The sequence below is a fragment of the Gammaproteobacteria bacterium genome (assembly GCA_036381015.1).
Lineage (GTDB): Bacteria > Pseudomonadota > Gammaproteobacteria > Steroidobacterales > Rariloculaceae > ZC4RG20.
The window spans coordinates 32,427-47,498 of record DASVDR010000007.1 but is presented as its reverse complement, the minus strand read 5'-3'; the positions used below and the strand labels follow the sequence as shown (position 1 = coordinate 47,498).

The window sequence follows — 15,072 nt, the reverse complement described above, 5'->3', positions numbered from 1 at the left end:
AATGCTTTCGGTGCGTTCGAGGTCGCCTAGAATGGGTTCCGGCCGCCAATCGCGTCGCAAGCCTCATCGCCCGCATGCGCAATATCGTCATCGCATTGATATTCTCCTTTGGATTGCTGCTGCTCGCGGCATGCACAGGCGCACGTTCGCAGTCGATTTCCACGGCACGCAAGGAAGTGCTCGCACCGATCGACGGCGCGGACATCCTGGTTCGCGAATCGTTCCCGCCGCAGTACGCCCTCGAGATCGTCTCCGGTCTGCCGAGCGGCTGCGCGCGGTTCAGCCGCCTAGACGTAGCGCGCGAGGGCGACTCGATCGAAGTGATGGTTTGGAACAGTGTGCCGGTATCCGATGACGTCGTGTGCACGATGATCTACGGCACGGCACGCAATACAGCGGCGCTCGGCGGCGACTTCGAGTCCGGCCGCACGTACGAGGTGCACATCAACGGCGAGCGGACGGTCTCGTTCACGGCCCAGTGACGCTCAGCTCTGCGGAAGGGAGCCCACTGATCACGCCGAGGTTAGAACCACCGTCATGTCGGACTCGGTACGGGCTGGGCGTGCGTTGCAACCGCTCCGGGCGTACCAGCGGTCGAACTGCGGCTTGATTCCTGCTCATGCAGGGCGGCCACGAAGCGAGCCCACGGTTGGGGATCCGCGGCGGCTCTGCTTTCCGCCGATGTGCGCATGGCAGAATCTAGTCTTGTCGACCGCAAATTCTCGACCCTCGCAGCAGTGTGCAACGGGAGTATCGTGCTCGCGGGAAATGGACGGAATCGCGCCAAGAACGCGAAAAAGTGCATCTGGCTATCGCGCGACTTGGCGATTCCGTCCATTCAACTGTTAGCCGCGATCCTACTTGGACGTAGACGCATGTCGAAACGTGACACATTAGCGGCAATCGACTTCGGTCAACGTGTGGCCGAGGAGGAAGGCGAAGCGCTCGCTGCATACTTCGTCGAGACAGACAATTGGCGACGGGTATTCGCCGGAGATATCGACGTAATTTATGGCCCGAAGGGCTCTGGCAAGAGCGCGCTATACTCCTTGCTCGTTGCTCGTACGAACGATCTATTCGATCGCGATATCATTCTCGTACCAGCGGAGAATCCACGGGGGACGCCAGCGTTTCGCGACTTAACTACGGATCCACCAGCTACGGAGGCAGAGTTCATCAACCTCTGGAAACTATATTCCTTATCTCTATTGGCCTCATGTTTCGACGAGTATGGCATCGTTGGTGAATCTGCCAAGCACCTGAAAGAAGTCCTAGCACGTGAAGGCCTGGCAAAGACTAAGCAGACGTTGCAAGGTCGCGTGCAATCCGCGTTGAGAGCGCTGAGCTAGAACAGAATGCCCTCCGCGCGTTGTTCCGTGTGTATCTCGATCTACTAAATTTCCAGTATCTACATGTGAAGGTATTCCTTGCGTACAGATATCTGGAATCGCATTACTCAGCAAGGCTTTCGCGAAGCTAGTCACATTACTCGTCACGTTACGATCTCATGGGACCGCTCGTCGCTACTCAACCTAATCGTGCGTCGAGCCCTGCACAATGAAGCGGTCGCTGTCCACTATGAAATCGCAAAGGACGCAGTGCTTGCGTCCACAGAGTCTCAGGAGCACTTCTTTTTTCGAATGTTTCCCGATCAAGTGGATGTCGGCCCAAACAAGCCATCTACGCTCGACTGGCTGCTTAGCCGGACCCGAGACGGCACGCAGATCAATGCCCCCAGAGAGCTCATCGACTTCCTGGGGTCGCTCCGCACACAACAGATGCGACGATACGAGCTGGGCGAGCCTGACCCGGAAGGCGAGGCGCTGTTCGCGAGGGCAGCGTTTAAGCCGGCATTGCCGGAGGTTTCGGAGGTGCGGCTGAATCAGACACTGTACGCAGAGTATCCGGAATTGCGTGAGCATATCGAACTGCTGCGAGATGAAAGAACGCTACAACGCCCGGAAACTTTGGCCAAGATTTGGGGTATAAGCCCCATTGAAGCTCATGGGCGAGCCAACGACCTCGTCTCGGTTGGATTCTTCGAACGCCGTGGTTCGCGAGAGGCGCCTGAGTATTGGGTTCCGTTCCTCTATAGAGACGCGCTGGAACTCGTTCAGGGCGCGGCAGAGTGACCTGTTGGACGGTGACGGCTAACAACCGGATCGAGCGGACGCGGGTATGGATAAAGTGCCATTTCAGAGACGTGGGCAGCGCGCCGCTCATCCGGAACGTTAGGCGTCACCCAAAGGCCGCGGCCACCGCGTAGAAGCGATTCGAGATGCTGCAGTGGATAGTCACCGTCATCGTGCCTGTCCTCTCCGCGCTTTCGGGAGTTGCGATTGGTGCGTGGTTAGCCTCTCGACGTGAGCGCAATCAGCACAAGCTAGCATTCCTGGAGAAGCAGCTGAGTCGCTTCTATTCTCCTATGCTTGGCCTTCGGAACGAGATAAAGACGCACAGTGAGCTGAGATTGCGTATCCAGAACGAGGCCAACCAGGCCTGGCGGGCGCTTTGCGCAGAAAATGAACAACTCGATATCGAGAAGCGACAGCAGATGACGAAAGAACGCAGTCCTGAGTTCACACGTATTATTGAGTACGATAATACAAAGCTGCATGAGGACTTGCTTCCGGCCTACCGGAGGATGGTTGACCTCTTTCGGGATCAATACTGGTTAGCTGAAGTGGAAACTCGCAGCTTCTACGCGCCGCTTCTGGAATTCGTTGAGATTTGGAACCGCTGGATCGACGAGGCTCTCCCTCGCGAGGTTCTTCAGCGCTTGCAGCACAGTGAAGAGCATCTCGTCCCTTCTATTCGCACATCGAAACTATGCATGATGATCAGAAGGAAACTTAGAGATGCGAGTCCCTGAGGATTACCGAGTGACGCCTAACAACGCGATGCAGACGGACAAAGAGCGTTTGGCGTCATAGTCGCGCCGCGCGCGCCCATAGGCGAGCTGCGCTTACGCGGCGCGCTGCGGTCGGTGATGCAATACGAGGAGCTGCTGTGGCTCGAGCGCTAACTGGGCATATGTCCGGCCTTCGTCGTCTGAGAACTCCACTTCATATGCGCCGGACAGGAGTTCAACGACAGTGCCGACTTGTCCGCGGACGAGCCCATGCTCCGGAATATCGGTTAGCAGAGCTACGACATCCAATAGGCGCGGTTGGCGGTCCATGGCTTTCTCTACTTTACATAGCAGCTAGTGAGCCGAGGTACAGCTTCACCTTGCCGTATTATCCAGGTGCTCCGCAAGGTTGCCGTGCCGTTCGGGCCCGCTATCGCAAAATCAATAATGTAACGCGCCCCGAAGCGGTCGTTGTGAGCCGGCGTCGCCTCTTCGGTGGCCGCTGCAGTAAGGAGCGCTTCCCGGAGCTTTTCGGCATGCTCTTTAGTGAAACCCAGAACAACGGCGAAAACGCGTGCCTTGTGCTTTCCTCGAGGGTGACTGGGATTAAGGCAGTAGCCGCCAAGCTTCTCTCGATCGACGATCGCCTTGTCGCCAGCCGGCAGCTTCATGGATGCAAGGTTACCATAGCGGTGCAATCGCATGATGCCTCCGCTTCGCGCCGGCAGTGGGCGCCGAACAACCGGTTGGAGCGGACCGCGACATTGTCGGCGAGTGCGCGGCGCGAGCACGCCACGAGATTATGCGCGCTCGCGCCGCGCATGAAACGGTGGCGGGCGGCCGCTCAACCGGAGCGTTAGCCGCCATGGTTTCGCGAATCGCATGGTTCGTCATCGGTTGCTGCGTAGTTGCAGGCGGAGGTAGCGCCCAGGAGGCAACCCTTCCTTCCGAGTCGTCGTTCATTGTCAGGCTTGCGGATGAAGCCATTTCTGCTGACGACGGCGCAGCTGTTAATAGTCGCGATTACGCTCGTGCTGTGTTCGCCAACGCTTTCCTGGGTGGTTATTCGAATCCCGATAGCACAATTCCGGTTAACACGGCTCTGTTCTCGTCACGAATGAACGGTGCAGGTTGGAATGCCGGGCAGGCCTATAGACGCGTCCATCCTAAGGCACAAATAGCCAAGGAGCCTCACGATGAAGGTCACCATTACCGCCTTCGAGCGGTCACCCGATGGCGGCATGGGACTCGCGCGCGACACCCGTGTGCGCTGGGCGCTCGAAGAGGCTGAGCAAGACTACGAGGTCCGCCCGGTGTCGTTTCGCGCGATGAAGGAGCCCGCGCACCTGGCGCTCCACCCGTTCGGCCAGATTCCGACCTACGAAGAAGGCGATCTCACGTTGTTTGAGACAGGGGCAATAGTCCTACATATCGCTCAGCGCCATGAGGTCCTGCTGCCGGGCGATGCCAATGCACGGGCCCGCGCAGTCGCATGGATGTTTGCCGCGCTCAATACGGTGGAGCCGCCGATCCTCGAGCTTGCAAACGCCAAAATTCTGGAACGAGATAAACCCTGGAGCAAGGAACGCCTGCCGCTCGTCGAGGATCGTGTCCGCGACCGGCTCAACGCACTTTCGACTCGCCTCGGCAGTGCCGACTGGCTCGACGGTGCATTCAGCGCCGGCGACTTGATCATGGTGTCTGTCCTGCTTCGGCTGAAGCCGTCCGGCATTCTGGACGAGTTCCCGACCTTGGCCGCCTACGTCGCTCGCGGCGAAGCGCGGCCTGCCTATCAGCGAGCGTTCGCTGCCCAACTGGCGTTCAACAAGCGAAAGCCAGCGATGGGCTGATTGGTGACGTTCGCTTCTGGCGGAAAGGGGTCATTGGCACCAAAACAGTGACGCTATATAACACGCCTTGCGGCGGACTGTGATACGGCGTCGCCGCGACGCCGCGAGCTAAATGGAGAAATCGAAGGTTTGGCTGCAGCCCTCCTGCCAAGCGTGGAGACGCAGTGAGGGGGCATAACTGGGTACCGATTCTTCGAGTGGCATCGAAGTAGTCGAGATACTTGTCACCGCTTCGGGCGCGATTAACAATGACCACGAAAACTACCAGACTCATCGCAGTGCTTGCGGGCGGCCTGGTGTCTGCGACCGCTCATTTCCTCTTTTATGACCCCGTTCAGAATGCTCCGGCCTTTCTCAAGCCCGCGCTGATTATTTTTTGGGGCGCCGTTCTTTTCTTGGGCACGAATATCTCGGTATTCAGTTTCAATCTGTTGCGAGTCTTACTGTCAGTTCGTGGCTTGGAAGACGAGCAGGAGATAGAGCGCATTGTTGAGCCGGCTTTGCGGGGACGCCTTGCAGACGAGCGGATGCTGCGGTACACGGACATACCGCTCTTTGCCGGAATCGGCATGATATTGGCAGGCGTTTTGATTCGTCTTCTGAGATGAAGGCGACGCATCCTAACAAGGCGCTGCGGCGGAAGCTCGTATCTTCTGGGTCGCCTCACGAGCCCCAAATCGGCTTCTCTCGCGCCGTTCGGATGGGCCCATTCGTCGCCGTTGCGGGCACTGCGCCCATTGCGCCTGATGGCGGCGTTGCCTCGCCGGGAAGCGTCTACGGACAGACCAGGCGCTGTCTCGACATTATTCTCCAAGCAATCGCGGAAACGGGCCTCACCGCAGAGTCGGTCATCCGCACACGGGTCATGCTTACGGACATCGCTCGCTGGAAGAGGCCGCGCGTGCACACGGAGAGGTGTTCGGGAGGATACGCCCGGCATGCACGTTCGTTCAGGTCGTCAGTTTCATCAATCCTGGCTGGCTGGTTGAGCTTGAGGCAGATTGCGTTGCCGCCGACGAGCAAGGTGCGAGCTGATCCTTCGGTGCACCCGTATGTCGGGCGGCTCGCTCGTCTTCTCTTCGCGGCGGGTGTGTTCACCAGCGCAGAACCGATCCGCTTTTTGGTAGCAGATCGAGTGGGGGCGCTACCACGCGCCCTGAGGCGGCCCGTCAGGAAGGTGCTCGAGCGTTCCGCGCCGCGCGAGGAGCTTGCAAGCAAAGGAAGTGACTATGGCTAGACTCGTGTTCGGAATGAACCAGTCTCTGGACGGCTACGTCGATCATATGGCGTTCGGGCCAAGCCGCACGCTTTTCCGCCACTTCATCGAAGAGGCTCGGAGGCAGGCGGGCAGCGTGTACGGTCGGAAGATGTACGAGGTCATGCGTTACTGGGACGACGATCATCCTGAGTGGGATGCAGAGGAACAGGCGTTCGCTGCGGCGTGGCGGAACCAGCCGAAATGGGTCGTCTCACGCTCATTTCACTCGGTCGGTCCCAATGCCACCCTTGTTCAGGGTGGTCTCGAGGGTGTCATTCGCCGGCTGAAGGCCGAGCGCGAAGGGGAGATCGAAGTTGCCGGACCCGTCTTGGCTCAAAGTCTCACCGAACTTGGCTTGATCGATGAGTATCGGATCTATCTGCATCCCGTCGTGCTTGGTCACGGCAAGCCATATTTCGCCGGACCGCGGCCGCCCCTCCGTCTCGTGGCTCATGATCGGATTGACGAGGACGTGATCAGGTTGACCTACGTTCCTGCTTAGTCTTGCGAGCGATGCACTCCGTCAGGCGCCATGATCATCAGACGTTCGGTGCGATTTTCAACACGGCTCCAGCGCAAAGCGGTCGCAGAGAGACTACGAGACAAGGCCGGGCGATGACGCCGAACGAGCGGGCGAGCCGATATGGCACTGCGGACACCGCTCCGCTCAACGGTAGCAGGTGCTGTCGATCTACGTCGCCAAAAGCAGGGGGCTCTGATCGAGTCTTGGAGCAGTCTATGTCAACTCAGGAATCTGAAGTCTCTCGCATAAAGTACGGTCGGGCGGTTCCGACGATTTCCGTCACCGATATCCAGGTTGCGCTGAAATTTTATCGGGTTCCCGGCTTCCGGCCGAGTAGCGCGTCGCTACGGGTGTAAGCTTGGGCCTTGGGGGTTTGAGCGAGCGTTTGAAGCAGCGTCGAAAAGTGCGTGGCAATGCGGAGGACGCCGACTCCGGACGTCGGCCGATGGACGCGCCCAAACCGATCCATATTCAGTTGCTCGGCGAGCTGCGCGTGGTCCGCGGCGGAGCTCCGGCCGTGCTGCCGCGCTCGCGCAAGACCCGCGGCTTGCTCGCGTTCTTGGCGGCGCACGATCGGGTGCGTCGCCGCGAGGACCTTTGCGAGCTCCTCTGGGACGTGCCGAACGATCCGCGCGCCGCGCTGCGGTGGAGCGTGTCGAGACTGCGGACGCTGCTGAGGGCCGGCGACGCCTGCGGTCTGCGAGCGGATCGCGATACGGTTTCCATCGACCGCGAGCTCGTTGCCGTCGATCTTCCCGAGCTTCGGCAACGGCTTGCGACAGGCCTCGATGAGGCCGGCGCCGACGCGCTGTTGGAGCTCGAGACGCAATTCGAGGACGGCTGTCTCAAGGGCCTCGACGGCCTCGGCAGCGTGCAATTTCAGCTGTGGATCGAGACCGAACGCGCCGCGCTGCGCGAGCTGCATTCCAAGCTCCTGCAAAGGCTCGTGGGGGATCGCTCGCTTCCGTTGGTCACCCGACTTCGGTTGGCGGCCAAGCGGGTCGCGTTGGAGCCGTTGGACGACGCGGCCAACGCCGATTACCTCGCCGTCGTCGTCGAGAAGGTCGGGTTGAACGAAGCTCGGCAAGCCTTCGAGAAGGTCCGCGCGCGCTATCGAGCCGAAAAGCAGCCGGAGCGGGATTTGCTCCTCGCGTGGCACAGACTGACCCGCGGCTCTCCTCCGCCGGACCACCAGGGAGTCGGCAGCCAAGGTCAGCGCAATGCGGCTCGCGCCGGAGCAAATCGGCCGAATGCTCGGCGTTCGCTACTTGATCACGGGCTCCACGCAGCGCAGTGACAAGCGTGCGCGAGTAACCGTTTCGTTGCTCGATGCGATGAGCGGCACGGAAATATGGTCGAACCATTTCGACCGCTCGCTGGACGATCTGTTCGAGGTCCAGGACGACATCACGGGCTCGGTCCTCGCGCCGATCGAGCCCATGATCGAGCGGGCCGAGATGCAGCGGGCGTTGTTGAAGCCGCCGAGCAGCCTGACGGCCTGGGAGTGCTTTCATAGAGGGCTCTGGCACTGCTTTCGTTTCACGGACAAGGACAACGAAGCGGCGCACGAGCTCTTCCGGCGCGCCATCTCCCATGATCCGCGCTTCTCTCGCGCATACGCGGGGCTTTCTTTCTCGCATTTCTCGCGGGCGTTCTTGCGAGGAGTCGACGACGTCGAGAGCGAGATCGACAAGGCGCTCGAAGCCGGTCGACGGAGCGTGGCTTTCGGTACCGGCGATGCGATGGCGCACTGGGCGCTCGGCCGGGCATTCTTCTTGTCGAGGGAGCATGATCAGGCGTTGAATGCCGTCGAGCGGGCGCTCGCGATCAATCCCAACTACGCGCAGGCGTACTACGCCAAGGGCTTCATCGGCGTTCATGCAGGAATCGACGACGAGTCGCTGCGAGCGCTGGACGTGGCCGAGCGCTTGAGCCCTTTCGACCCTCTATTGTTCGCGATGAAATCGAGCCGCGCGATTTCGTTGGCGAACCAGGGGGGCGCTACGACGAGGCGGCGGCGTGGGCGATGCGGGCGACTCAGGAAGCGAACGCCCATTTCCACATCTATGCGATTGCTGCCGCGTGCCTGGAGCTTGCTGGCCGCTCCGACGACGCCAGGCGCAACGCGCGCTGGGTGCTCGAGCGTCATCCGGGCTACAGCGTGCAAATATTGCAGCGCAGCTTTCCGCAGCGGGAGGAGGCGACGAGAGCGCCGTTGCTTGCCGCGCTCGTCCGGGCAGGGATCCCCGAACGCCGGGCGTAAGGAATCGACGCCCTGCGCGTCGCTGCCGCCCGCCTGTCTCAGCGCTTGCCTACCGTGCGCATGATGTCGTCTAGCGGGTTGCCGTCGCCGTCCATGTCGAGCATCGATGCGAAGCCGCCGGCTCCCGGTTCGGCACCCGCGCGCGTGCGGCGCGACGGCGCGCCGAGCGCGCCTGAACGGCGACTGCCGCCGAGGAAGCTGCTGAGGAGGCCGACCAATCCGCCGCGGGTCGAGCCTCGGCGTGCGGCGCTTCCGCCCGCCTGCTTCGCCATGTAGCCGGCCACCATCATCGCGATCATCGGCAGCATTCTCTTCAGCAGGTCCGGGCTCAACCCGGTCTGCGACGACGCGTTTTGCGCGACTGCGCGGCTGACATCCTTCGAGCCGAAGATCTGCCCGAGCACGTTGTTACCGCGATTCACGTTCGTCGATTTCGGCGCCAGCACGTCATCGAGCAACTCGCCGCCGCCGAGGCGGCCGAGGATGCCGCCTAAACCTTCGAGGCCCGAAGGCTGGGACTGCGCCTGCTTCTTGAATCCGCCGAGCACGGCCGGGGCGAGCGCGCTGGTCCCGCGTGCCGCCTGCTCCTCGGTGATGCCGAGCTCGCGTGCGATGGACTGGAGACCGCCCATCTGGGCCAGGACGTCGGTGATTTGCATCGGGATTCCCTCGCAGAGCGCGCTTGCGTCGTCCAAGACGAGGCCGACGCGACCGCGCGGAAAGGTGTGTGTAGCCACGAGCGTACGCCGCCGGGCGCGACGTGCGACAGGGGAGCGCTACCTACTACGACGATCGCTCCGCGGCGAGGACGGCGTTCATTCGAAGATCCTCATCAGCGGCCGCTCGTAGCGGTGCTTGATCCACTGGATCCAGGCGTTCTCGTCGCGAAGGTCGAGCACGTGAAGAGTGAGGCGGCTGCCGTCCGGCGCGAGGTCGGCCCAGACGGTCCCAGGCGTGGACGTGACGATCGCGGCCAGTACTGCAAGCGCATGCGGATCGCGAAGCTCGAGCGGAATGTGCACGAAGCCCGACCGCACGCGCCGGGCTCGTACGAGCCCGAGGACGATCGCGGCGACGTGGACGTTCGAGCGGACGATATCCGCGAGCACGATCACGGCGAGCTGCACCGCGACCCACGGCCGCCGGAGGCGCGGACGCAGCGGTCGAAGGTTCGTGCTTGCCCATCCGAGCGCGACGGCGAGGGCGACGGCGAGGACGATTTGCCCCGGCGACGCGGACTCGTTCAGCAGCAGCCACATCGCGGCGAGCGCGATCGTGAGCACCGGGGGGAGCCGCCGAATCGCGTCCTTCACGGCTGTGTCCCTCGTCCGGTGTCCGCGTATCGCGCCGACAGCACGCTCTCAATGTACGTGCCCGGGTCGTGAAGCGACCGCGCGGTGGCTTGGAGAAAGCCCATCACGGGGCCGGATGCCGCCACGAGCGCGAGGCAGAGCAACACGAGGAACGCGACCGGAGACGCTTCGAGGACGTGCAGCCGGGGCGTGCGCCGCTGCGTCACGGTCCAAAAGAGCCGGATCCCGATCCGCGTCAGCGCGACGATGCCGACGAGACCCGAGACGAGGATCGCGACGACGAGCCCCCACCCGGCTCCCGCTTCGCCGGCCGCGGGCGCCGTCTCGAGCACGGTGGAGAGCAGCGCGAACTTCGCGATGAAGCTCGGCATCGGCGGCAGGCCGGTGACGAGCAGCACGCAGCAGACGAACATCGAGCCGAGAAACGCGATCGCGATCGGGATAGGCGTGCCGACTTCTTCCTCGGTCCCGTAAGGATCGGGCTCGTGCACGCCGAAGCCCATGTAGCCCGGCAGCGCGCGAGTCCCCGTTTCGGGGACGGCGCCAGGCGAAGAGGCGGGCGGCGCCTTCGGCACTTCGGCCCCGGCCGCGTCGAAGAAGAGCCTCGTCCGGTCCGTCATGCCCGCAACCAGGAAAAACGCCGCGGTCGTCAGGACCGACGTCGCGAGATAGAACAGCACCGGCGCGGTCAACGCCTCGATGCCGAGGCCGAGCGACGCGAGCAGGAGGCCCGACGAGACGATCACGGAGTAGCTGACGAGACGACGGAGATGCAAGGTCGCGAGCATGCCGATCGTGCCGGACACGAGGGTCACGATCCCGGTGTAGTAAAGGATCTCGCCGAGAATCGCGGCAGCGGCTTGGTCCTCGCCGAGCAGCGTGCCGATCCGCAGCACCGCATAGACGCCGACCTTCGTCATCATCGCGAAACCGGCTGCGAGCGGCGCCATCGACACGGAGTACGCGCCCGGCAGCCACGAGTTCAGCGGCCAGCTCCCCGCTTTCGTGAGGAATGCGATACCGAGGATCCAGGCGCCCGCGTCGAACAGCGCGCGCTCGTCCGCTTCGAGTGCCTGGACGCGGCCGAGCAGATCCGCCATGTTCAATGTGCCGGCCGTACCGTAGATCAATGCGACCCCGATCAGGAACAGGAACGATGCGAAGAGGTTGATGGCGATGTAGTGGAGGCCGGTTCTCACCCGCACCGTGCCGACGCCGCGCAGCACGAGCCCGTAGGAGGCGGCGAGGAGCACCTCGAAGAACACGAACAGGTTGAAGAGATCCCCGGTCAGGAACGCGCCGTTCAGGCCCATCGTCAGGAGCTGAAACAGCGGGTGGAACGGCTGCCCCGGTCGATCCCAGTGAGACATCGAGTAAACGAGCGTTGCGAGCGCCACGATGGCGCCGAGGGCCAGCATCATGGCCGACAAGCGGTCGACGACGAGGACGATGCCGAAAGGCGCAGGCCATGCGCCGAGCGAATAGACCCCGATGCCACGCGACCAGATCTCCGGAACCGAATCGGTGGTCAGGTAGAGGAGCGTCAACGCGGTCACGAGCTGCCCTGCGATCGACGCGAGCGCGATCGAGCGCCGCACCGTCCGCTGCGACTCCGACACCAAGAGCAGCGCGCCGGCCGCGAGCAGCGGCAGGACGATCGGCAGGATCGGCAGATGCGGCGCGATGACGTTCATCGGTCCGGCTCCCGCCCGTCGACGTGATCCGTGCCGGAGAGGCCGCGGAGCGCGAGGAGCACGACGAGGAACAGTGCGGTCGTCGCGAAGCCGATGACGATCGCCGTCAGCACGAGGGCCTGCGGCAACGGATCGGCGTAGAGCGTGGGGCTGGCGCCCCCGTCCGGGGGGAGGATCGGCGGCCGGTTCTCGCCGAGGCGCCCCATGCCGAAGATGAAGAGATTCGTCGCGTACGAGAGCAGCGACAGCCCGACGACGACCTGGAACGTACGCGGCCGAAGCAGCGCCCAGACGCCGGCGGCGACCAGTGTGCCGATCGCGAGGGCGTAGATCGCTTCCATCAGCCGGCCGCTCCTCTCTTCTCGCTCGCCGCGTAGAGCTCGTCGTGCGCCGTCTCGATCGCCGCCTCCGCGCGGCGCGGGCTGCGCAGCGATTGATGCGCCAGCGCGACGAGCATCAGCACGACGGCGCCGACGACGAGCATGTAGACGCCGAGATCGAACAGCAGCACGCTCGACAGATGCACGTCGCCGATCACGGGCACGTGCAGATCGACGGCGAGCGACGTCAGGAAAGGCTGCGATGCGAACCATCCGGCGATGCCGGCCGCACCGGCCGCGAGGAGCCCGAGCGCGATCCAAAGCTGCGGATGGATCCGCAGACGCGATTCGACCCACATCGTGCCCCCGACCATGTACTGTGTGATCACGGCCGTCGCCATGATGATCCCGCCGACGAAGCCGCCGCCCGGCGCGTCGTGACCGCGCAGCAGGAAGTACACCGATACGAGCCCGGCGATCGGCCCGAGCAGGCGGACGAGCACGGCCGGAATCTTCATGTAGCCCCGCGGCAGCGGGTCCGTGAGTGCATCCGTCGACGGGGCGGGATCGGCGCGCTGCGCACGCGGGAGATCGACGCTTTCGGCCGCCGGACGGAAGCGCCTCAGCAGCGCGTACACGATCAGCGCGACGATCGCGACCACGGTGATCTCGCCGAGCGTGTCGAAGCCGCGGAAGTCGACGAGGAGCACGTTCACGACGTTGCGGCCGTCAGCGGCGTCGAAAGCATTGTTGATGTAGTAGGCCGGAAGCGGAGACAGCCCGGGCCGGGTCAACACGGCGAACGCGAGCGCGGCAGCGCCGGCGCCGGCCGCTATCGCGAGAAGCGCGTCGCGGGCTCGCCGCCCGCGCGCGCGAAGCGTCCGCCGGCGGGGGTCGTCGAACGCGATTCGGCGCGGCAGCCAACGCAGCCCGAGCAGCAGCAGCACGATCGTCACCACCTCGACGGTCACCTGCGTCAGCGCGAGATCCGGGGCGGAGAACCAGGCGAAAGTCAGGCTCGTAACGAGGCCCGTGACGCCGAGCATGATCAGCGCCGCGAGCCGATGAAATTTCGCCTGAAGCGCGGCGCCGACCGCGCACGCGCCGCCGCCGAGCCAGAGCAGCGCGAACCGCGGATCGAATGCCGAGTGGCCGCCGCCCGCGGACCAGCCCGCAGCCCCGAACGCCGAGACGCCGGCGACGAGCGCGATCGCGACGATCGCGAGGAGCTGCGACTGAAGGCGCCGCGTGAAGAAAAGGTGCGCAAGGCGCGCGGCGCCGCGCAAGGCGACGACGTTCGCCACGTCGAACATGCGTTTCGCGTTCAAGCGGGAGAGCAGCGGCGTCGGCTGCATCGTGCGCCCGCGGCGGTGGAGCAGCAGATAAAAGCCGGTGCCGCCGACGAGCGCGATGGCGCTCATCAGGAGCGGAGGCGTGAAGCCCTGCCAGACCACGAGCCGGTACTCCGGCAAGTTGCCGGCGAGGATAGACAGCATCGCGGTCTCGAGGATCGGACCGATCGTTCGCGCGGGAAGCATGCCGACCAGCAGGCACGCGAGGACCAGGAGCGCGCTCGGCAACAACATTCCGCGCGTCGGCTCGTGCGCCGGGCGCGGCAGATCCGCGGCGCCGCGCCCGAAGAACACTTGATGGATGAAGCGCACGGAATAGGCGACGCTGAAGATGCCGGCCATGGTCGCGAGCGCCGGAAGCGTGAAGCGAAGCCCGGTGGCACCGCCGACGACGATCGATTCCTCGAAGAACATCTCCTTCGATAAGAACCCGTTCAGCAGCGGGACGCCGGCCATGGCCGCGGCCGCGACCGTCGCGACCGTAGCCGTGAGCGGCATCGAGTGTGCGAGGCCCCCGAGCCGCTTCATGTCGCGCGTGCCCGTCTCGTGCTGCACGATGCCGGCACCCATGAACAACGATGCCTTGAACGTCGCATGGTTCATCATGTGGAAGACGGCCGCGACGAGCGCGAGCTCGCTGTTCATGCCGAGCAGCATCGTGATCAGGCCGAGATGGCTGATCGTCGAGTACGCGAGCACGCCCTTCGTGTCGCGCTGGAACGTCGCGGAGAACGCGCCGATCAGGAGCGATGCCGCGCCTGCGCCCGAGATCAGCCAGAACCAGAGCTCGGTGCCGTAGAGCGCGGGCCAAAGCCGGGCGAGCAGGAATACGCCCGCCTTCACCATCGTCGCCGAGTGGAGGTACGCCGACACCGGAGTCGGCGCCGTCATCGCCTGCGGCAGCCAGAAATGAAACGGGAACTGCGCGCTCTTCGTCAGCACGCCGAGCGCGACGAGGACGATCACCGCGTCGTACCACGGATGCGCGCGGATCGCATCGCCGGCGGTCAGCACGTCGTCCAATGCATAGCTGCCCACGATCTCGCCGAGCATCAGCACGCCGAGCAGCAGGCAAAGCCCGCCTCCGACCGTCACGATCAGCGACATCCTGGCCGCACGCCGGGCATCCGGCAGGTGGTACCAGTAGGCGATCAGCATGAACGAGGTAAGGCTCGTCAGCTCCCAGAACACGACGAGCTGGATCAGATTCCCAGAGAGCACGATGCCGAGCATCGCGCCCATGAACGCGAGCAGGAACGAGAAGAAGCGCGGGACCGGGTCCTCCGGCGACATGTAGTAGCGCGCGTACAGCACGACGAGCGCGCCCATCAGCGAGACGAGCAGCGCGAACAGCCACGCGAAGCCGTCCATTCGGAAGTGGAGGTCGAGCCCGAGCTGCGGGAGCCAGGGCACGACCGTACGCACGACGCCTCCGCTCGTGACCTCCGGGTAGAGGCCCGCGACGAGCACCGTGCAGGCGATCGCGACCGCGCCCGCGAGCCACGCCGCGGCGTTGCGGGCTTTGGCCGGCAGGAGCGCCGCCGCAGCGCAGCCGAGGAAAGGCAGCGCGGCGATCAGCGTGAGCAGCATGTGAGAACGCCCTGCGGCGCGTGATTCAGCTCGAACATCGACCTGGAGAATCCCACGC

General features: G+C 63.8%; 16 protein-coding genes and 1 pseudogene. 10 read left to right on the top strand and 7 right to left on the bottom strand.

Going from position 1 to position 15,072, the window contains the following annotated elements:
* The first annotated feature begins 176 nt into the window (after positions 1-176).
* The 4 genes from VF329_01760 to VF329_01745 all read left to right on the top strand — a co-directional run bounded on the left by VF329_01760 (position 177) and on the right by VF329_01745 (position 2,872).
* Positions 177-482 carry a hypothetical protein gene (locus VF329_01760; protein HEX7079724.1) on the top strand — a complete coding sequence of 102 codons (306 nt, stop codon included), beginning with the start codon at positions 177-179 and terminating at the stop codon, positions 480-482.
* 207 nt (positions 483-689) lie between these two features.
* Positions 690-1,349: a hypothetical protein gene (locus VF329_01755; GenBank protein HEX7079723.1), complete on the top strand. Its 660-nt coding sequence runs from the start codon at positions 690-692 to the stop codon at positions 1,347-1,349.
* Positions 1,350-1,427: 78 nt separating this feature from the next.
* Positions 1,428-2,132 carry a hypothetical protein gene (locus VF329_01750; GenBank protein HEX7079722.1) on the top strand — a complete coding sequence of 235 codons (705 nt, stop codon included), beginning with the start codon at positions 1,428-1,430 and terminating at the stop codon, positions 2,130-2,132.
* 146 nt (positions 2,133-2,278) lie between these two features.
* Complete coding sequence (locus VF329_01745; GenBank protein ID HEX7079721.1) at positions 2,279-2,872, top strand: hypothetical protein; 594 nt, start codon at positions 2,279-2,281, stop codon at positions 2,870-2,872.
* Positions 2,873-2,965: 93 nt separating this feature from the next.
* On the opposite strand, the gene VF329_01740 is transcribed toward VF329_01745, so the two are convergent.
* Together VF329_01740 and VF329_01735 are read right to left on the bottom strand one after the other, a co-directional pair.
* Positions 2,966-3,181: a DUF4926 domain-containing protein gene (locus VF329_01740; GenBank protein ID HEX7079720.1), complete on the bottom strand. Its 216-nt coding sequence runs from the start codon at positions 3,179-3,181 to the stop codon at positions 2,966-2,968.
* A gap of 8 nt (positions 3,182-3,189) precedes the next feature.
* Positions 3,190-3,555 (bottom strand): hypothetical protein, encoded by a 366-nt coding sequence (locus VF329_01735; protein ID HEX7079719.1) that lies wholly within the window; start codon positions 3,553-3,555, stop codon positions 3,190-3,192.
* A 492-nt stretch (positions 3,556-4,047) separates the two neighbouring features.
* Here VF329_01735 and VF329_01730 point away from each other — a divergent pair, with 492 nt between their 5' ends.
* The 6 genes and pseudogenes from VF329_01730 to VF329_01705 all read left to right on the top strand — a co-directional run bounded on the left by VF329_01730 (position 4,048) and on the right by VF329_01705 (position 8,809).
* Positions 4,048-4,701, top strand: a complete 654-nt coding sequence (locus VF329_01730; GenBank protein HEX7079718.1) for a glutathione S-transferase family protein — start codon at positions 4,048-4,050, stop codon at positions 4,699-4,701.
* Between the two features lie 248 nt (positions 4,702-4,949).
* Positions 4,950-5,309: a hypothetical protein gene (locus VF329_01725; protein ID HEX7079717.1), complete on the top strand. Its 360-nt coding sequence runs from the start codon at positions 4,950-4,952 to the stop codon at positions 5,307-5,309.
* Positions 5,306-5,736: pseudogene (locus tag VF329_01720) on the top strand (RidA family protein). The gene VF329_01725 and the pseudogene VF329_01720 overlap by 4 nt, the downstream one beginning before the upstream one ends.
* A gap of 194 nt (positions 5,737-5,930) precedes the next feature.
* Positions 5,931-6,461 (top strand): dihydrofolate reductase family protein, encoded by a 531-nt coding sequence (locus VF329_01715; protein ID HEX7079716.1) that lies wholly within the window; start codon positions 5,931-5,933, stop codon positions 6,459-6,461.
* 466 nt (positions 6,462-6,927) lie between these two features.
* Positions 6,928-7,779: a hypothetical protein gene (locus VF329_01710; GenBank protein HEX7079715.1), complete on the top strand. Its 852-nt coding sequence runs from the start codon at positions 6,928-6,930 to the stop codon at positions 7,777-7,779.
* Positions 7,703-8,809 carry a tetratricopeptide repeat protein gene (locus VF329_01705; GenBank protein HEX7079714.1) on the top strand — a complete coding sequence of 369 codons (1,107 nt, stop codon included), beginning with the start codon at positions 7,703-7,705 and terminating at the stop codon, positions 8,807-8,809. The genes VF329_01710 and VF329_01705 overlap by 77 nt, the downstream gene beginning before the upstream one ends.
* Here the strand turns inward: VF329_01705 and VF329_01700 are convergent.
* From VF329_01700 to VF329_01680, 5 genes are all read right to left on the bottom strand, one after another.
* The gene (locus tag VF329_01700) at positions 8,784-9,404 is read right to left on the bottom strand and encodes a DUF937 domain-containing protein (protein ID HEX7079713.1); all 621 of its coding nucleotides are present in this window, start codon (positions 9,402-9,404) and stop codon (positions 8,784-8,786) included. The genes VF329_01705 and VF329_01700 overlap by 26 nt on opposite strands.
* Positions 9,405-9,560: 156 nt before the next feature.
* Complete coding sequence (locus VF329_01695; GenBank protein ID HEX7079712.1) at positions 9,561-10,046, bottom strand: Na+/H+ antiporter subunit E; 486 nt, start codon at positions 10,044-10,046, stop codon at positions 9,561-9,563.
* A gap of 8 nt (positions 10,047-10,054) precedes the next feature.
* On the bottom strand, positions 10,055-11,752 hold the full coding sequence (locus VF329_01690) for a monovalent cation/H+ antiporter subunit D (protein HEX7079711.1): 1,698 nt from the start codon (positions 11,750-11,752) through the stop codon (positions 10,055-10,057).
* Positions 11,749-12,093 (bottom strand): Na+/H+ antiporter subunit C, encoded by a 345-nt coding sequence (locus VF329_01685; GenBank protein ID HEX7079710.1) that lies wholly within the window; start codon positions 12,091-12,093, stop codon positions 11,749-11,751. Before VF329_01685 ends, VF329_01690 begins: the two co-directional genes overlap by 4 nt.
* Positions 12,093-15,014, bottom strand: coding sequence for a monovalent cation/H+ antiporter subunit A (locus VF329_01680; protein ID HEX7079709.1), 2,922 nt, complete (start codon positions 15,012-15,014; stop codon positions 12,093-12,095). The genes VF329_01685 and VF329_01680 overlap by 1 nt, the downstream gene beginning before the upstream one ends.
* Between the last annotated feature and the right edge of the window lie 58 nt (positions 15,015-15,072).